Genomic DNA, 16,457 nt, shown 5'->3' with positions numbered 1-16,457 from the left:
ACGATCTCCTCGCGGCTGCGTAGAGATCGTAAACACGTTCTCAGGGGGCATTTCTTCAGGTCCGTGGATCAGCCGCCGGATTCCAGCAGGTGAGAAGCGTTGCGGTCCTGGGCGAGCAATTGCGCCATCTGCGGCAGCGCCTTCTGCAGGGCCGTCTTGACGGTGAATGGCGGATTGATCAGGAACATGCCGCTTGCGGGCAGGCCGGGGCGCTGGCCTCCCGTGGCCGCCAGGCTGATCTTGCTGGATTTCACGGTGAGCGCGGCGTGTAGCCACGACTTGCCGGCCTTCGTGGCCAGCGCCTTCAGGCGGCGCGGCATGTCGTGCGCCTCGGGACGGGGAATGATCGGATACCAGACGGCATATACGCCGGTGGGAAAGCGCTTGAGGGAATCTCCGATCATGTCGAGCACGCGCCCGTAGTCCGACTTCAGTTCATAGCTCGGATCGCACAGCAGCAGCGCCCGCTTGGACGGCGGCGGCAGGAATTTCTTCACGCCTTCGAAGCCGTCTTCCTGCAGGACGGCGATTTGCCGCCCGGCATCGAGCTGGGCGATGTTGGCCTTGAGCGTGCGCGTGTCGGTTGGATGGAGTTCGAACAGCTTGAGCCGGTCCTGCTCGCGCAGCAGGCGTTGCGAGATGAAAGGCGAGCCAGGATAGACCTTGTGCGAGCCGCCGGTGTTGAAGGACGCCACCAGGTCGAGATATTCCTGCAGCGCGGGCTCCAGCCCCTGGACATCGAACAGGCGCTGCACGCCGTCGGCAGCCTCGCCGCTGGTTTCCGTGAACTCGCTGTCCAGCCGGTACAGCCCCGCGCCTGCGTGCGTGTCGAATACGGTGAGGGCGGTGTCTTTCTGCGTGAGATGCTGCAAGGCGGCGATCAGCACGGTGTGCTTGAGCACATCGGCGTGATTGCCTGCGTGGAATGCGTGTCGGTAACTGAACATGCGCGCAGTGTACGTCTGGCAGTGATGTTGGGCCGCATTCACAAAGAAAATTGGCCGAAATCATTTTCCAGCAGATTTGTTGCAAAATGTGCATTTTCTATGCGGATGCAAAGATGCAAGATGCGCGCACAAGCTTGTACTCCCGCGTTCAGTCCAAGGGGCTGCATGCGCTTTGCCCGGGGCGTCCGCGCTGTTGTTCTTGCATGTCGGGCCGGGTTGCTTGGGGCAGGCGCGGCCAGGCGCTTCCCCAGGCTCTAATATGCTGACGCACCGTTGCCACTGATTGCCTATGTCCGAAGTTTCCAATTTCCGCCGCCCTGGAGATGTCGATCATCTCGACGCACTCCCCGTGGGCGCACGGCTGGGCGAGTTCGAAATCGCCGGGCTGCTGGGGGTGGGCGGGTTTGGCATGGTCTATCAGGCCTTCGACCATTCGCTGCTGCGCTTCGTCGCCATCAAGGAGTACATGCCGGCGGCGCTGGCGGGGCGCGCGCAGCAAGGCCATTCGGTCTGGGTGCGGTCCTCGGCGGATGAACCAGCCTTCCAGGCGGGACTGTCGTCTTTCGTCGAGGAGGCGCGCCTGCTCGCGCAGTTCGATCATCCTTCGCTGGTGAAGGTGTTCCGTTTCTGGGAAGCCCATCAGACCGCCTATATGGTGATGCCGCTGTATGTGGGCATGACGCTCAAGCAGGCGCGCGCGAGCATGCGCACGCCGCCGCCGGAGGCTTGGCTGCGCAGCGTGATCTGGTCAGTCTGCAGCGCGTTGCGCGTCCTGCATGACGGCAAGACGCTGCACCGCGATATCTCGCCCGACAACATCTTCCTGCAGGACAGCGGGCCGCCGGTGTTGCTGGACCTGGGCGCGGCGCGTTTTGCCATTGGCGACCGCGACCGCAAGCATACGGCGGTGCTCAAGGTGAACTACGCACCGATCGAGCAATACGCGGACGTGGGCGGCGAACTCAAGCCGGGCCCGTGGAGCGACATCTATTCGCTGGCGGCGGTGATCTACGGCTGTATCTGCAACGACGCGCCGCTGCCGTCCACGCTGCGCTCGATCCGCGACCGCATGGTGCCGTTCCGGCGTGTGGCGAGAACCGTGCGCAAGCAGTTCGGGGTCGAGTATTCCGCGCCGTTCATCGAAGCCATCGCCAAGGCGCTGGCGCTGCAGCCGGGCGACCGGCATGGGTCGGTCGATGAATTGCTCGCGCAGATGGGCATGACGGTGGCTCCGGCCCCCTTGGACAAGTTTGATTTCAGGCGCGAACTGGGCGATGTCTGGATGGAAAAACCCATGGCGGATGCGGGCGGGGTCGATCTGCTGAATCTCGGTGAACCAGCGGCAAGCACCACGGCGCGCAATACCGATACGGAGCAGACCGTCCTGCACCTGCCGGGCACGCCGCCGCCCCTGGCGGCGAACGGCACGGATCGCGGCTGGGACGATGCCCAGGATTTTCAGGACACTGTCGTGCGCGGCATGGATTTCGAGGATTCGCGCGATGCATCGTTCGAGACTCCGGCGGTGGCTGCGGCGGGCTCGCCGCCGGGTCCGGGCGGCGGCAGGCGGCCATCGTCCTCCAGCACCGCGGGCCAGCGCCCGGGCAAGCCGCCGTCCCGCAAGTCCGGAAGTGGGGTCGGGGTATCCCGCAAATCCACAAGGCGCAGGCCTGACCGCATGCTGCTGGCGTCGGCAGCGACGGCCCTGGTGCTGCTGGCGGGGGCTGCGGCCTGGTTCATGTCGTCCCCTTCGGCGTCGCAGGCCGCAGCGGACCCGGTGCGGGTCGCCATGGCCACGCCGGACGCGGAGATCATCACCGAGATGGCCGAGCCCGAGGCCGCCTCGAGTCCCGACTCCGGTAACGGGGTGCTGATGGCGGACAGCGGCGCTGAAGGCGCCGCGTCGGGTGACGCCGCCGCGCCGCCGGCACCGATGGCCAGGGAGCACAAGCCGCGCGCGGCGCAGCAGCGCAAGGCGGCGGAACCGGTGCCCGCGTCGCGCGAGCCGGTGCCCGCTGCGGAGCCAGCGCCTGCTGCCGCAGTCGCGCCGCAGCCAGCGCCGCAACCACCGCAGCCCAGGCGCCCGAGCCCCGAGGAAGCATGCGCCGACGCGGGCTTTCTGGCCAGGCCCATGTGCATCCACAATGAATGCCAGAAGCCCGGCATGCTCAGCCACCCGACCTGCGTGGACAATGCCCGCCGCCGGGAAGAGGAACGGCGCCAGAAGCAGATGTATACGCAATAGCCGCGCCTCGCTGGCGCATGCCGTCCGCGCCCGTGCTTGCGGGGAGATCCCGAAAGTTTGTATAATCCCAAGTCTTTGCAGCGATTCATTGGTTCCGCGGCAAAGCGCCTTTGGGTACGCGCTGACGCATTCGCGCAAGCGCCCCATCCGAGGTGATACCACCTAAGAGGCTTCCGTCAGAGTTGCACCGACCGTGGAAAAGAACCGCCAAACCATCTCATTGAATAGAGAATCTCATGACTACATTCAGCGCAAAGCCCGCTGAGGTTGTGCACGAGTGGTTTGTGATTGACGCCACCGATAAGGTGCTCGGACGGGTAGCCAGCGAAGTTGCCCTCCGTCTGCGCGGCAAGCACAAGGCCATTTACACGCCTCACGTTGATACCGGCGACTATATCGTCATCATCAACGCATCCAAGCTCAAGGTCACCGGCACCAAGTCGCTCGACAAGGTGTACTACCGTCACTCGGGCTTCCCCGGCGGCATCACTGCCACCAACTTCCGCGATCTGCAAGCCAAGCATCCTGGCCGCGCACTCGAGAAGGCCGTCAAGGGCATGCTGCCCAAGGGTCCCCTCGGCTACGCCATGATCAAGAAGCTCAAAGTGTACGGTGGCGACGAGCATCCGCACACGGCGCAGCAGCCCAAAGTGCTGGAAATCTAAGGAGCCTTGAATGATTGGTGAATGGAACAATGGCACCGGCCGTCGCAAGTCCAGCGTCGCCCGCGTGTTTCTGAAGAAGGGTTCCGGCAAGATCACTGTGAATGGCAAAGACATTCAGCAGTTCTTCGGCCGCCAAACCTCCATCATGATCGCTAAGCAGCCTCTGGTGCTCACCGACAATGTCGAGACCTTCGACATCCAGGTGAACGTGCACGGCGGCGGCGAATCCGGCCAGGCCGGCGCGACCCGTCACGGCATCACCCGTGCGCTGATCGACTACGACGCAAGTCTGAAGCCGGTCCTGAGCCAGGCAGGCTACGTGACCCGCGACGCCCGCGAAGTCGAGCGTAAGAAGGTCGGTCTGCACTCCGCCCGTCGCGCAAAGCAGTTCTCCAAGCGTTGATCCGCTGGTGTGCCGGAGTCGCTCCGGCAACTGCATATGCAAAGAACCGCCCTTGTGGCGGTTTTTTGTCGCCGGGCCGGCCCAAGACAAAAAGCGCCCCCTCGGGGGGGGCGGCGGACCACGCGTGGCGGGGAAGCGTGGGGGGCCTTTTTTGTCGTTGGAGCTCCCCCGCGCCAGCCTGTATCGAATGCCCACAACGGCTCTGACGTCAAACGATATTTCCGATGCATTCACTCGCCCATTGCGGTAGCATCCTGTCCATAAGTCTCTATAGGGGTCTCATTCCATGAGCGCAGTTGCAGAAAACACTACCACGACAGAAATGCCCGAGCCGATCATCTTCACCGACAGCGCCGCTGCCAAGGTGGCAGACCTGATCGCCGAGGAAGGCAATCCGGATCTGAAGCTCCGCGTGTTCGTTCAAGGGGGCGGCTGCTCGGGTTTCCAGTACGGTTTCACTTTTGATGAAATCACCAACGACGACGACACCACCATGACCAAGAATGGCGTGTCCCTCCTGATCGATGCCATGAGCTATCAGTATCTGGTCGGCGCCGAGATCGACTACAAGGAAGACCTTCAAGGCGCGCAGTTCGTGATCAAGAACCCGAACGCGACAACCACTTGTGGTTGTGGCTCGAGCTTCTCTGCCTGAAGCGGCGCCAGGGGCCTTCCTGCTCGTTCATGCGGGCATCCCCGTCAACGCAAAAGCCACCGGATACGGTGGCTTTTGTGCTTTATGCGTGCGCTCTTTGTTGATTCAGGCGGGGTAGATCGCCCCCAGAATGCGCGGGCCGCTCGCTCCCGTGACGGAGGCGAGGTTGCCGGGCTGTCCCAGCAGGCACTGGCGGGCCAGCCACGCAAAGGCTGCTGCCTCGACCTGCTGCGGATCCAGTCCGTGCGCCTGTGACGACAGCACGCTGACGCCGGGCAGATGGGCCGAGAGGCGGCTCATCAGGTGGCGATTGAGCGCGCCGCCGCCGCAGACGATCAGTTCCCTGGCATCGCCCGCAAGGCGTTTGATCTCATCCGCGCAACTGATGGCGGTGAGTTCGGCCAGGGTGGCCTGCACGTCCTGCGCATCGGCTTGCGGATGCATGGCGAGGCCTTGCTCCAGCCATTCGGGATTGAACAGGTCGCGGCCCGTGCTCTTGGGCGGGAGCTGGGCGAAATAGGGTTCCTGCAGCAACGCGGCCAGCAACGGCTCGATCACCCGGCCTTGCGCGGCCCAGGCGCCGTCGGCGTCATACCATTTGCCGGTATGGCGGTGGCACCAGTAGTCCATCAATGCGTTGGCGGGTCCGCAGTCGAAGCCGAGCACGCTGCCGCCCGCGCGCAGCACGCTGAGATTGGCAATGCCGCCCAGGTTGAGCACCGCTACCGCGGCGCCGTCTTTCCCGAACATGCCTTGGTGGAAAGCGGGAACCAGTGGCGCGCCCTGACCTCCGGCGGCCAGGTCGCGCGAGCGGAAATCGGCCACGACCGTCATCTTGCAGAGCTCGGCGAGCAGGGCGGGGTTGTTCAGTTGGAGGGTGTAGCCGGTCGCGTCGAACTCATGCGGGCGGTGCCGCACGGTCTGCCCATGGGCGCCGATGGCGGTGACGTCCGCCGCGGCCATGCCGCTTTGGCCAAGCAGATCATGGACGACCTCGGCGTAGATACGGGCCAGCGAATTGGCGGCCAGTGCCGCGCGGTGCAGTTCATTGCCGCCAGCGGTGTTGAGCGCGAGGAATTCGGCGCGCAGGCTTTCTGGAAACGGACGGCAGGCGTGCCCGAGCAGCAATGCCTTGCCCTCATCCGAAAATGCCGCGAGCACACCGTCCACGCCGTCCAGCGAAGTGCCGGACATCAGGCCGATGAATCGGCCGCCTGCGGCGTTGCCGTGATGCTGGGGCATGGTGTCGCCGCCGCGCGGGCGCAGCGGGTGAAAGGGGTTGACGTGACGGGGGGCTTACTCGGCCTGCGCCGTGGACAGCATGGCTGCCGACGATAGCTGCACGCGCATGTTCTCGGCCAGGCGGTCGAAGGCGGGGCGCGCCGATTTCGAGATCGGGCGGGCCGCATTGCTTGCCAACGCGTTGGCCATGGGATCGCGCTGCTGACCGTTGACCCGCAGCTCGTAATGCAGGTGGGGGCCGGTGGCCCAGCCGGTGGAGCCGACGGCGCCGATCTTCTGGCCTTGCTCGACGGCCTGGCCCTGCTTCACGTCGATGCGGCTCAGGTGGGCGTAGACGGTTTCCTGGTTGCCGGCGTGCTTGATATAAATCACGTTGCCATAGCCATTCTGGACACCGGCGAAGCTTACGACGCCATCGCTGACGGTGCGCACCGTCGTTCCGGCAGGGGCTGCCAGATCGGTGCCGTTGTGGGCGCGCCAGGTTTTCAGGATGGGGTGCAGGCGCATCGAGAATGCGCTGCTGATGCGGGTGAATTCGACCGGCGAGGTGAGGAAGGCCCGCTGCATGCTGTCGCCGGCGAGCGTGTAGTACGAGCCCTTGCTCGCACCGGCTTCCTGGAACCAGATCGCGTCGAACGTCTTGCCGTTGTTGTGGAATTCGGCGCTCAGCAGGCGGCCCGCCCGCAGCGGCTCTCCATCGGCCTCGAGCGTCTCGTAGACCACGGAGAAGCGGTCGTCCTTGCGTAGCGCGCGATGGAAGTCGATGTTGCTGGAGAACACGTCGGCCAGTTGAACGGCGATGGAGTCCGGGATGTTCGATGCGTCGGTGGCGGCGAACAGCGAATTGCGGATGATGCCGCCGGCCAGGCGGCTGCCCACGGTCAGCGGGGCTGATTCGATCACGGCGGAAAATTGGCCGCCGCCGGTGTTCTTCACGACGAGGCGCTTGAAGAGGCCGCTGTCATCGGGAGCCCAGCGTGCCGTCAGCTGAGTGAGGCGATGGTCTTCGGTGGTTTCCGCGGTGACCGAGCGGCCGGTGCGGCCCAGCAGATTCTGGCGCACGAGCTCGTTGGAGCGCAGGAAAGCCGCGGCCGAAGGGTCGGCCACGCCCATGCGCTGCAGCAGGCTCTCGGCGCTGTCGTTGGCGCGCGTGGCGTCGGAGCGGTACAGGGAGAAACTGGGAATATCCACCAGCGAGGACAGGGGCTTGTCCTGGGCCAGCGATACCACGGCCTGGCTGACGGTGCGCGCGGGAATGTCGGCGGGATCGGGTCCCAGATTGGCCACGGCGAAGGCGCCGCCGCCGCCGGTCATAAGAATGGCCGCCACGGCGGCCGCAATACGCTTTGGATGGTTCTGGGCTATCTGGTAGAGGCGCTCAGCCAATACAGAATAGGCAGTGGTTAAACCTTGCTTCAAAAGTCATACCCCTGGGCTATGGCGTATCCGGACTCGGACCAGAACTTGTAACTTCGGACAAGGAGGAGAGGTGAGAGTGGATATCGCAGTATTCTGGTGTGCGGTTGCAGGCACGGGGTGAACTTTCCATTGAGAGCCCACTAGAATCCTGCATCGCATCGAAGCCATGAAGTATAACGATCAAGGCGACGCAGACACCCAGAAAAACCCTTATGAATCATTCAGCTGTTACAACACACCCGGTCACAGACGGTGTAAGACGAGCGCTCGAAATCACATTGCGCGGTGTTGACGAACTTCTCCCCAAGGAGGACTGGACGCTGAAGCTGGCGCGTTCGGAGGCGACGGGCGTGCCGCTGCGCATCAAGCTGGGCCTCGATCCCACGGCTCCCGACATCCATATCGGCCATACCGTGGTGCTCAACAAGATGCGCCAGCTCCAGGATCTGGGGCATACGGTGATTTTCCTGATCGGCGATTTCACGACCCTGATTGGCGATCCATCCGGGCGAAACACCACTCGTCCGCCCCTGACTGCCGAACAGATCAAGATCAATGCAGAAACCTACCGTGATCAGGCCTACAAGGTGCTTGACCCGGCAAAGACCGAGCTGCGCTACAACAGCGAGTGGTGCGATCAATTGGGTGCGCGCGGCATGATTCAGCTGTCCGCCAAGTACACCGTGGCCCGCATGATGGAGCGCAATGACTTCCATCAGCGCTTCACGGACGGCAGCTCGATCAGCCTGCATGAGTTCCTCTACCCGCTGCTGCAGGGCTATGACTCGGTGGCGCTGAAATCGGACCTGGAATTGGGCGGAACCGATCAGAAGTTCAACCTGCTGATGGGCAGGCATCTGCAATCGGAGTATGGCCAGGAGCCCCAGTGCGTGCTGACCATGCCCTTGCTGGTGGGGCTGGACGGCGAAAACAAGATGTCCAAGTCCAAGAACAACTATATCGGCATCACCGAGGACGCCAACACCATGTTCGCCAAGGTGCTGTCGATCTCGGATGATTTGATGTGGGACTGGTACACCCTGCTGTCCTTCAAGAGTCTGGAGGACATCGCCGCGCTCAGGCAGGAAGTGCAGGGCGGCCGCAATCCCAAGGATGCGAAGGTGCTGCTGGCCAAGGAGATCACGGCGCGCTTTCACAGCGCGGCGGCGGCTGAGGCGGCGCAGCAGGATTTCATCAACCGCTCCAAGGGCGGCATTCCGGACGACATTCCCGAGGTGCGGCTGCCGGGCGCGCCGCTGGGTATTGGCGCGCTGCTCAAGCAGGCCAGCCTGGCCCCATCCACCAGCGAGGCCAACCGCCTGATCGACGGCGGCGGCGTGCGTATCGACGGCGCCGTGGTGAGCGACCGGGGGCTGAAGGTCGATGCGGGCACTTTCGTGCTCCAGGTGGGCAAGCGCAAGTTCGCGCGCGTCACCCTGACGGCCTGATCGCGCCAGCCGCGCCGCCAGCGGCGGTGGCGCGTCCTTATGCGAGGTCGTCCCGCATATCGGGATCGGGTATTTCCCCGATGGCCTCGCGCGTGAGCTGCGCCTGCAGCAGCAGCCACGCGCGGAAGGCCTGTACTTCCGGGCGCTGCGCGCTGCGAGGACCGACGAGCAGCCAGTAGGCCAGCGGCGAGTCGAGCCGGTGGCCCGGCAGCACTTCCACGAGATCGCCGGCGGCCAGGCTGTCCGCGATCAGCGGCATGCGGGCCAGCGACAGGCCCTGGCCCGCGAGTGTGGACTGCGCGATCTGCTGGGCATAGTTGAAGTACAGCCAGCGCTGCGGCTGCAGGCGCGAGACGCCGTTCACCTCGAACCAGCGGCGCCAGGTGATCCATTCGAAATAGGGCAGCCGGTGCGCATCCCCGGCTTCGATCAGCGTGAAGCCTGCCACGTCGGCGGGTGTTTTCACCGGTGGCCGGCTCTTGAGAAGCCAGGGGCTGCCGGCCACGCAGAGTTGCTCGCCGAACAGGCGTACCGCTCCCGCCGCCTGCGTGCCGGGAACGGCCGAGCGCAGGGCCAGGTCCACGTCCGAAGTGTCCATGTCGACGAGGTTGTCGCTCGCGTCGATGCGGATGTCGATGTCCGGGTAGCTGCGCTGGAAGTCCTCCAGGCGCGGGATCAGCCACATCGAGGCAAAGCTGGCCCAGGTGGTGAGCGCCACGTTCTTGCGCCCCGCCGACTGGCGCACCATGCGCACGGCCGCGTCCAGCCGCTCGAGCGCGGGCGTGAGCGTCTGGAAAAGCTGGCCGCCCGCGGTGGTCAGCTCCACCGCGCGGGTGTGGCGCAGGAACAGCGGCACGCCCACCTCCTCCTCCAGCGCCTGGATCTGCCGGCTCACGGCCGATTGGGTCAGCGCCATTTCATCCGCGGCGGCGCGGAAATTCAGATGCCGCGCCACGGCAAGAAAGGCGCGCCAGTTGCCGACGGAAACGGGACGGGTGCGCAGGTGCGCAATGGGCGGCGGCGTGGGTGGTGCGGGCGGGCTGGGTTTCATGGCTGCGTGCAGTGGATTGATGCTGTTTTCGCATCTATCGAGGGATTGCATTTCATTGGACGATGGAAAGCGTCTCGCGTCAAATCCTCTCTCATTCAACCGCCTTGTACGGGCACGGGGAGCGAGAGATGACGGCCATTCATGTTCCGGATTCGCAACAAAGCAGCAGTGTCGCGCCGCTGCGGTTCTTCGATCTGCACACGCTGCGCGCGGGCAATGCGGTCAGCCTGCGCAGCCGCGGGCCGATGCGCCTGCAATTGCTGGCGTGCAGCGGCAGCGCGTGGATTACCTTGGGCGATGCGCCAGGGCGCGAAGCAGCGCCCGCCGATCAGGATCTGGTGCTCGCCGCCGGGCAGGTGCTCGAGGTGCGGGCCGGGCGCCACGTGGTGCTGGAGCCGCTTGCCGGTCAGGCGGTGCGCTATCGATGGTCCGCCGCGAAGGCGGGATAATCGGCGCTTTGCATCTTTATTTGCGAGTCCGGCGCCTGGCGGGCCCGCCATCACACTCACATGACAGCGCAACTCGACATCATCATCATGGCCGCGGGCAAGGGAACGCGCATGAAAAGCCGCATCCCCAAGGTTCTGCAGCGACTGGCGGGGCGGCCGCTGCTGCAGCATGTGATGGCCGAGGCCCAGCGCCTGTCTCCGCGCCGGATGGTGGTGGTGACGGGGCACGGCGCGGACGAGGTGGAGGCGGCGGGCCGCGCATTCAGGCTGCCCGGCGATGCGGCGCCCGATCTGCAGTTCGTGCGGCAGGAGCCTCAACTGGGAACCGGCCATGCCGTGCAGCAGGCCGTGCCCAGGCTGTCCGACGAGGATGGGGTGGTGGTCGTTCTCTCCGGCGACGTGCCGCTGACCGAGACGCGAACGGTGGCCGACCTGGTGGCGGCATCGGGCGGCGACAGGCTGGCGCTGCTCACCGTGCGGCTGCCCGATCCGGGGGGTTATGGCCGTATCGTGCGCAACGCCGACGGCGAGGTGCGGCGTATCGTCGAGCACAAGGATGCGAATGATGAACAGCGGGCCATCCGCGAGATCTACAGCGGCATCATGGCGGCGCCGGCGGCCAGGCTCAGGCAATGGCTGGCGCGCCTGGACAACAACAACGCGCAGCAGGAGTACTACCTCACCGATGTGGTTGCGATGGCCGTGGCCGACGGCGTTCCGGTCGTGGGCCATTGCATCGACGATGCCCTGCAGGTGGCGGGGGTGAACAGTCCGGTCCAACTGGCGGAGCTCGAGCGCGCGCACCAGTTGCGCCAGGCAAAGGCGCTGATGGAACAGGGCGTGCGCCTGGCCGATCCGGCGCGCTTCGACCTGCGCGACGACGGGCGCATCGGCGCGTTGGCGCAGCTCAACTGCGGCGCCGATGTGGAGATCGACGTGGGCTGCATCTTCTCGGGAAGGGTCGAGATCGGCGAGGGTGCGCGCATCGGCGCGTACTGCCATATCGGCAACGTGACGATCGCCGCTGGCGCGGTGATCCATCCCTACACGCACATCGACGGCGAGAAGGCGGGAGCCATGGTGGGCGAGGGCGCGCTCGTCGGCCCGTTCGCGCGGCTGCGTCCGGGCGCGCAGTTGGGGCGCGAGGTGCATATCGGCAATTTCGTGGAGGTGAAGAACTCCACGCTGGCCGACGGCGCAAAGGCCAATCACCTGGCGTATCTGGGCGACGCCGCGGTGGGCGAGCGCGTGAACTACGGCGCGGGCAGCATCACCGCCAACTACGATGGCGCGAACAAGCACCGCACCGTGATCGAGGCGGACGTGCACGTGGGCAGCAACTGCGTGCTGGTGGCGCCCGTGACGATCGGCGCGGGCGGAACCGTGGGCGGCGGCTCCACCATCACCAAGGACACCGCGCCCGGCGCCCTGTCCGTGGCGCGCGGCAAGCAGGTCAGCATCGCGAACTGGACGCGTCCACGAAAGAAGTAGCCCGCAGCTTGCCGGGCATTTTCATGAACGGCCCACGGACCCTGGAGACGGTTTTCAGCGGCTGTTGAGCGCCGCCTGCAGCTGCTGCATCTGCCGCTTGAGCTGCGCCACCTCTTCCATCAGGTCCGTGGTGAGAGCGGCCAGTTGCGGGTCGGCGTCGAAAGTGGACTCCAGCCTTGCGAGGCGGCGGGCGCGGATCACCGTGGTGCTGGTGAAGCGCCACGCGCCGGCGCTTTGCTCGGCCTGCAGCAAGCCGTCGCAGACATGGGCCGTGACCCAGCCGGGGGCCATGGCGCATGCCCGCGCCAGGTCTTCCAGGCTCAGCGAACGTTCGTCATCCAGCAGCTCGGCAAGCGCGCGCGTCGCGGGGGTGTGTGTTTGTGTCGGCATGGCAAAAACTCCTCGCAGGCTGATTACTGGCCGCCGCGCGGATTGAACTGCGCGAACGTCCTGGCCATGTTGCTGTATGCGGCGCGCTGCTCGTCGGTGGAGGCAGGGGGCAGGACCACATGCAGCTCCAGATACAGATCGCCCGGCGTCGCCGCCGGAATGCCGCGTTCCTTCAGGCGCAGCTTGCGGCCGCTTTTCCAGTGCGCCGGCACGTTCACCTCGACCGTGGCTCCACCCGGCGTGGTGACCTGGATGGGGCCGCCCAGCTCGGCTTCCCAGGGCGAGACGTTGACGCTCTGATAGACGTCGCGGTCCTGCGCGCGCAGCCGTGGATCGGGCTTGAACTGCACTTCGAGGAACAGGTCGCCGTTGGGCGCTCCGCCGTAGCCGGGACTGCCCTGGCCGGAGAGGCGGATGAGCTGGCCTTCGCGCACGCCCTTGGGGATGGTGACCTGCAGCTGCCTTTCCTGGTTGACGAGGTGCCCGCTCTCATCCAGCCGGGCGCCACGCAGGCTGAGCATGCGCTCGGCGCCCGTGTAGGCGTCGCGCAGATCCAGCTCGATCTTGGCGTGATGATCCTCGCCGCGCTGCGATGGCGGCGGCCCCCCGTGAAATCCGCCGCCGCCCGCACCGCGCTGCGCGCGCGCGGCGCGCCCGAACATCTGCTCGAAGAAATCGCTGAACGCGGCGCTGTCCATGCCCGCGCTGTCGCCATGTTCGGAGAATTCGAACCCTGCATCCCAATTGGGTGGCGCACGGAAGTCCTGGCCGGAGCGGTAGGCGCCTTCCTTGCCCAGATTGTCGTAGGCGGCGCGTTTTTCAGGATCGGACAGCACGGTATTGGCCTCGTTGACTTCGGCCATGCGCTGGGAGGCATCCTTTTCCTTGCTGACGTCGGGATGGTATTTGCGGGCGAGCTTGCGGTACGCCTTCTTGATCTCATCCGCGGAGGCGTTCTTGTCGACGCCCAAAATCTTGTAGTAGTCCTTGAATTCCATGCATCAAGCTCCTGAGCCGCAACCGCCGCCGGACGGGGGCGGGCGGAATGGAAAACACTCTAAAGGGGAGATGGCTGGCAATCCGTAGGCCAATGCCGCAACGACCGGGAAAAGCGTTGCGTCGCAGTGCGGGAACAGTGTATTGCCGATACCGGAAGATGACGGCTATCGCCCGATATTCAAGCGCAATATTCGGCAATGGACCACCGAGACGCATCGTGCGACGCCATTCACGCCAGCGGAATGCGGGTGTCGAATTTGGCGCGATGCGTGGCAAAGAATGCCTTCACGTTGCGCACATTCGCATGCTGCGTGAACAGGCGCTGCGCCAGCGCATGGTAGGCGGGCATGTCGTTCACGCGCACCACCAGGACAAAGTCGGGGCCGGGCGAGACGCGCCAGCATTGCTGCACCTGCTCATCCGCGATGGCCAGAGCCTCGAATGCGTCGAGATGCTCCGCGCCTTGCTGATCCAGCGTGATCTCGACGATGGCGCTCAGTCCGTGCCCTTGCAGCCGCGCCAGCCTGTCAGGCTGCAGCAGCGCCACCTGCCGCTCGATCAGCCCGAGTTCATGCAGGCGGCGCACCCGTCGCAGGCAGGTGGGTGGCGAGACATGCACCCGCTCGGCCAGGGCCTGGTTGCTCAGCGACGCGTCCTGCTGCAGCAGGTCGAGAAGCTGGCGGTCCACGCTGTCGATGGATTCAGGATATTCCATAAATTTCTGATTAATGAAAAAATATTTCTCACGGCACATTTGGAGAAATTTAATTTCACTCATCAATGAAAAACAATCAGAAATTTTAACTCATCGTGCTTAACATGCCACCCATCGTGAGAGCACGGTATTCATCGTTGTCAGCAGGATTCGGTTCCTGCAAAGGAGTTTCGGCATATGTGCGGCATCGTCGGCGCGGTATCCCAGCGCAATATTGTTCCCATCCTGGTCCAGGGCCTGCAGCGGCTCGAATATCGCGGCTATGACTCCTGCGGCGTGGCCGTCCATGAGGCGAGCCTGGGCAACAGGCCCGCAGGCGGCCTTCGCCGGGCGCGCAGCACCGCGCGCGTCGCCGAGCTTCAGGCCCAGGTCGATGCGGAACACATCGAGGGAGCCACCGGCATTGCGCACACCCGCTGGGCGACACACGGCGCGCCGGCGGTGCACAATGCGCACCCGCATTTCAGCCACGGCCCCCATGCGGCGCCCGCCGAGACCGGCCGCGCGGGGCGCGTGGCGCTGGTGCACAACGGCATCATCGAGAACTACCTCGAACTGCGCCACATGCTGCAGGCGCGCGGCTACATGTTCTCCAGCCAGACCGATACCGAAGTGATCGCCCATCTCGTGGACAGCCTCTATGACGGTGATCTGTTCGAAGCGGTCAGGGCCGCGGTCGCGCAACTGCGCGGCGCGTATGCGATTGCGGTCATCCACAAGGACGAGCCGCATCGCGTCGTGGGCGCCCGCGCCGGCTCGCCCCTGGTCCTGGGCGTGGGCGACAACGCCAACTTCCTGGCCAGCGATGCCATGGCGCTGGCTGGAGTGACCGATCAGATCATCTATCTGCAGGAAGGCGATCTCGTCGATCTGCAACCGGGCCGCTACTGGATCATCAACCATGACGGCCAGCGCATGGACGGTCAGCAGCGCCCCGTGCGCACCGTGCGCGCGCACAGCGGAGCCGCGGAGCTCGGGCCGTACCGCCACTACATGCAAAAGGAAATCTTCGAGCAGCCCCGCGCCATCGGCGACACGCTCGAAGGACTGCAGGCCATCGTCCCGGAGCTGTTCGATGGCGCCGACTCCGAAGGCAGGACGCAGACGTCGGCCTGGCGCGTGTTCAAGGAAATCGACTCCGTGCTGATCCTTGCCTGCGGCACCAGCTACTACAGCGGCTGCACGGCGAAGTACTGGCTCGAGGCGATCGCGGGCATTCCGTGCAATGTCGAAGTCGCCAGCGAATACCGCTACCGCACCAGCGTCCCCAACCCCAGGACGCTGGTCGTGACCATCAGCCAGTCCGGTGAAACCGCGGACACGCTCGCCGCGCTGCGCCATGCGCAAAGCCTCGGCATGACGCACACGCTCACCGTCTGCAACGTCGCCACCAGCGCGATGGTGCGCGAGTGCGAGCTGGCCTACATCACCCGCGCCGGGGTGGAGATCGGCGTGGCCTCGACCAAGGCGTTCACCACGCAACTGCTAGGCCTTTTCCTGCTGACGCTGGCGCTCGCGCAATCCAAGGGGCGCCTCTCGCAAGAGCAGGAAACCAGATACCTCCAGTCCATGCGCCACCTGCCCGTCGCGCTGCAATCCGTGCTCGCGCTGGAGCCGCAGATCATCAGCTGGTCGGAGGATTTCGCCACCAAGGAAAACGCGCTGTTCCTGGGACGTGGCATGCACTATCCCGTCGCGCTGGAAGGCGCGCTCAAGCTCAAGGAGATCAGCTACATCCACGCCGAAGCCTATCCGGCGGGCGAACTCAAGCACGGCCCGCTGGCGCTGGTCACCAGCAGCATGCCCGTCGTCACCGTCGCACCGCATGACGAACTGCTCGAGAAACTCAAGAGCAACATGCAGGAAGTGCGCGCGCGCGGCGGCGTGCTATACGTGCTGGCTGATGGAGACTCGCAGATCGAAAGCGAGGAGGGCATGCACGTCATCCGCATGCCGGAACACTACGGCGCGCTCAGCCCGATCCTGCACGTGGTGCCGCTGCAACTGCTCGCCTACCATACGGCCGTGGCACGCGGCACGGACGTGGACAAGCCGCGCAATCTGGCCAAGAGCGTGACGGTGGAGTGACCCTGCATGCGGGCCTGCCAGCCGCGTGCAACCTGTGGCATCGGCATCCGCCGCGAAGAGCGTGGGTAAAACGCTTGTGAGGTTCACACCGGAACGCGATATGCCTCCGGTATGTCGATGAGGCACTCCGCATGCTCCTGCGCAGCGGTTTGATCCCGCAAGCATTCCGATGCTGGTGATGGATTGAAACCGGGGCGGCTCACCACAAATTGGCAATGCTCAGAATATTTAGAGCTGCTAACACAACCCT

The 16,457-nt window shown here is 65.0% G+C and carries 15 protein-coding genes; 8 read left to right on the top strand and 7 right to left on the bottom strand.

What is annotated here, in order from left to right; translation table 11 throughout:
* Positions 1 to 68: 68 nt before the first annotated feature.
* Positions 69 to 947, bottom strand: coding sequence for a 23S rRNA (adenine(2030)-N(6))-methyltransferase RlmJ (locus tag ABWP92_RS11535; RefSeq protein WP_353235527.1), 879 nt, complete (start codon positions 945 to 947; stop codon positions 69 to 71).
* A 289-nt stretch (positions 948 to 1,236) separates the two neighbouring features.
* Between ABWP92_RS11535 and ABWP92_RS11530 the strand changes: the two genes are divergently transcribed.
* The 4 genes from ABWP92_RS11530 (at position 1,237) to erpA (ending at position 4,915) form a co-directional block, all read left to right on the top strand.
* A complete protein-coding gene (locus ABWP92_RS11530; protein WP_353235526.1) occupies positions 1,237 to 3,192 on the top strand; it encodes a serine/threonine protein kinase in 1,956 nt (651 codons plus the stop codon).
* Positions 3,193 to 3,428: 236 nt separating this feature from the next.
* On the top strand, positions 3,429 to 3,857 hold the full coding sequence (gene rplM, locus ABWP92_RS11525) for a 50S ribosomal protein L13 (protein WP_353235525.1): 429 nt from the start codon (positions 3,429 to 3,431) through the stop codon (positions 3,855 to 3,857).
* A gap of 10 nt (positions 3,858 to 3,867) precedes the next feature.
* Positions 3,868 to 4,260 (top strand): 30S ribosomal protein S9, encoded by a 393-nt coding sequence (gene rpsI / locus ABWP92_RS11520; RefSeq protein WP_353235524.1) that lies wholly within the window; start codon positions 3,868 to 3,870, stop codon positions 4,258 to 4,260.
* Positions 4,261 to 4,546: 286 nt separating this feature from the next.
* Entirely contained in the window at positions 4,547 to 4,915 is a 369-nt protein-coding gene (erpA, locus tag ABWP92_RS11515; RefSeq protein ID WP_353235523.1) for an iron-sulfur cluster insertion protein ErpA, read from the top strand.
* Between the two features lie 105 nt (positions 4,916 to 5,020).
* On the opposite strand, the gene ABWP92_RS11510 is transcribed toward erpA, so the two are convergent.
* Entirely contained in the window at positions 5,021 to 6,157 is a 1,137-nt protein-coding gene (locus tag ABWP92_RS11510; RefSeq protein WP_353235522.1) for an anhydro-N-acetylmuramic acid kinase, read from the bottom strand.
* 54 nt (positions 6,158 to 6,211) lie between these two features.
* The gene (locus tag ABWP92_RS11505; RefSeq protein WP_353235521.1) at positions 6,212 to 7,576 is read right to left on the bottom strand and encodes a peptidoglycan DD-metalloendopeptidase family protein; all 1,365 of its coding nucleotides are present in this window, start codon (positions 7,574 to 7,576) and stop codon (positions 6,212 to 6,214) included.
* Between the two features lie 212 nt (positions 7,577 to 7,788).
* Between ABWP92_RS11505 and tyrS the strand changes: the two genes are divergently transcribed.
* Positions 7,789 to 9,024, top strand: a complete 1,236-nt coding sequence (gene tyrS, locus ABWP92_RS11500) for a tyrosine--tRNA ligase (protein WP_353235520.1) — start codon at positions 7,789 to 7,791, stop codon at positions 9,022 to 9,024.
* 37 nt (positions 9,025 to 9,061) lie between these two features.
* Here tyrS and ABWP92_RS11495 read toward each other — a convergent pair whose 3' ends face one another.
* The gene (locus ABWP92_RS11495; RefSeq protein WP_353235519.1) at positions 9,062 to 10,075 is read right to left on the bottom strand and encodes a LysR substrate-binding domain-containing protein; all 1,014 of its coding nucleotides are present in this window, start codon (positions 10,073 to 10,075) and stop codon (positions 9,062 to 9,064) included.
* A gap of 128 nt (positions 10,076 to 10,203) precedes the next feature.
* On the opposite strand from ABWP92_RS11495, the gene ABWP92_RS11490 reads away from it, so the two are divergent.
* Positions 10,204 to 10,524, top strand: a complete 321-nt coding sequence (locus tag ABWP92_RS11490; protein WP_353235518.1) for a DUF2917 domain-containing protein — start codon at positions 10,204 to 10,206, stop codon at positions 10,522 to 10,524.
* 60 nt (positions 10,525 to 10,584) lie between these two features.
* Complete coding sequence (gene glmU, locus ABWP92_RS11485; RefSeq protein WP_353235517.1) at positions 10,585 to 12,015, top strand: bifunctional UDP-N-acetylglucosamine diphosphorylase/glucosamine-1-phosphate N-acetyltransferase GlmU; 1,431 nt, start codon at positions 10,585 to 10,587, stop codon at positions 12,013 to 12,015.
* Positions 12,016 to 12,069: 54 nt separating this feature from the next.
* On the opposite strand, the gene ABWP92_RS11480 is transcribed toward glmU, so the two are convergent.
* The 3 genes from ABWP92_RS11480 to ABWP92_RS11470 form a co-directional block, all read right to left on the bottom strand.
* Complete coding sequence (locus tag ABWP92_RS11480) at positions 12,070 to 12,405, bottom strand: chaperone modulator CbpM (protein ID WP_353235516.1); 336 nt, start codon at positions 12,403 to 12,405, stop codon at positions 12,070 to 12,072.
* 23 nt (positions 12,406 to 12,428) lie between these two features.
* On the bottom strand, positions 12,429 to 13,403 hold the full coding sequence (locus ABWP92_RS11475; protein ID WP_353235515.1) for a DnaJ C-terminal domain-containing protein: 975 nt from the start codon (positions 13,401 to 13,403) through the stop codon (positions 12,429 to 12,431).
* A 230-nt stretch (positions 13,404 to 13,633) separates the two neighbouring features.
* Positions 13,634 to 14,119 (bottom strand): Lrp/AsnC family transcriptional regulator, encoded by a 486-nt coding sequence (locus ABWP92_RS11470; RefSeq protein ID WP_353235514.1) that lies wholly within the window; start codon positions 14,117 to 14,119, stop codon positions 13,634 to 13,636.
* 177 nt (positions 14,120 to 14,296) lie between these two features.
* On the opposite strand from ABWP92_RS11470, the gene glmS reads away from it, so the two are divergent.
* Positions 14,297 to 16,207: a glutamine--fructose-6-phosphate transaminase (isomerizing) gene (gene glmS, locus ABWP92_RS11465; protein WP_353235513.1), complete on the top strand. Its 1,911-nt coding sequence runs from the start codon at positions 14,297 to 14,299 to the stop codon at positions 16,205 to 16,207.
* Positions 16,208 to 16,457 lie beyond the last annotated feature (250 nt).

This window comes from Diaphorobacter ruginosibacter (assembly GCF_040396215.1).
Taxonomy (GTDB): Bacteria; Pseudomonadota; Gammaproteobacteria; order Burkholderiales; family Burkholderiaceae_C; genus Diaphorobacter_A; species Diaphorobacter_A ruginosibacter_A.
The sequence above is the reverse complement of the archived record's forward strand: the minus strand, read 5'-3'. Positions and strand labels throughout refer to the sequence as shown.

Excerpts from the sequence above, each read along its gene's own strand:
- ABWP92_RS11535 (WP_353235527.1), bottom strand. The coding sequence starts at position 947 with ATGTTCAGTTACCGACACGCATTCCACGCAGGCAATCACGCCGATGTG.
- ABWP92_RS11530 (WP_353235526.1), top strand. The coding sequence starts at position 1,237 with ATGTCCGAAGTTTCCAATTTCCGCCGCCCTGGAGATGTCGATCATCTC.
- rplM (WP_353235525.1), top strand. The coding sequence starts at position 3,429 with ATGACTACATTCAGCGCAAAGCCCGCTGAGGTTGTGCACGAGTGGTTT.
- rpsI (WP_353235524.1), top strand. The coding sequence starts at position 3,868 with ATGATTGGTGAATGGAACAATGGCACCGGCCGTCGCAAGTCCAGCGTC.
- erpA (WP_353235523.1), top strand. The coding sequence starts at position 4,547 with ATGAGCGCAGTTGCAGAAAACACTACCACGACAGAAATGCCCGAGCCG.
- ABWP92_RS11510 (WP_353235522.1), bottom strand. The coding sequence starts at position 6,157 with ATGCCCCAGCATCACGGCAACGCCGCAGGCGGCCGATTCATCGGCCTG.
- tyrS (WP_353235520.1), top strand. The coding sequence starts at position 7,789 with ATGAATCATTCAGCTGTTACAACACACCCGGTCACAGACGGTGTAAGA.
- ABWP92_RS11495 (WP_353235519.1), bottom strand. The coding sequence starts at position 10,075 with ATGAAACCCAGCCCGCCCGCACCACCCACGCCGCCGCCCATTGCGCAC.
- ABWP92_RS11490 (WP_353235518.1), top strand. The coding sequence starts at position 10,204 with ATGACGGCCATTCATGTTCCGGATTCGCAACAAAGCAGCAGTGTCGCG.
- glmU (WP_353235517.1), top strand. The coding sequence starts at position 10,585 with ATGACAGCGCAACTCGACATCATCATCATGGCCGCGGGCAAGGGAACG.
- ABWP92_RS11480 (WP_353235516.1), bottom strand. The coding sequence starts at position 12,405 with ATGCCGACACAAACACACACCCCCGCGACGCGCGCGCTTGCCGAGCTG.
- ABWP92_RS11475 (WP_353235515.1), bottom strand. The coding sequence starts at position 13,403 with ATGGAATTCAAGGACTACTACAAGATTTTGGGCGTCGACAAGAACGCC.
- ABWP92_RS11470 (WP_353235514.1), bottom strand. The coding sequence starts at position 14,119 with ATGGAATATCCTGAATCCATCGACAGCGTGGACCGCCAGCTTCTCGAC.
- glmS (WP_353235513.1), top strand. The coding sequence starts at position 14,297 with ATGTGCGGCATCGTCGGCGCGGTATCCCAGCGCAATATTGTTCCCATC.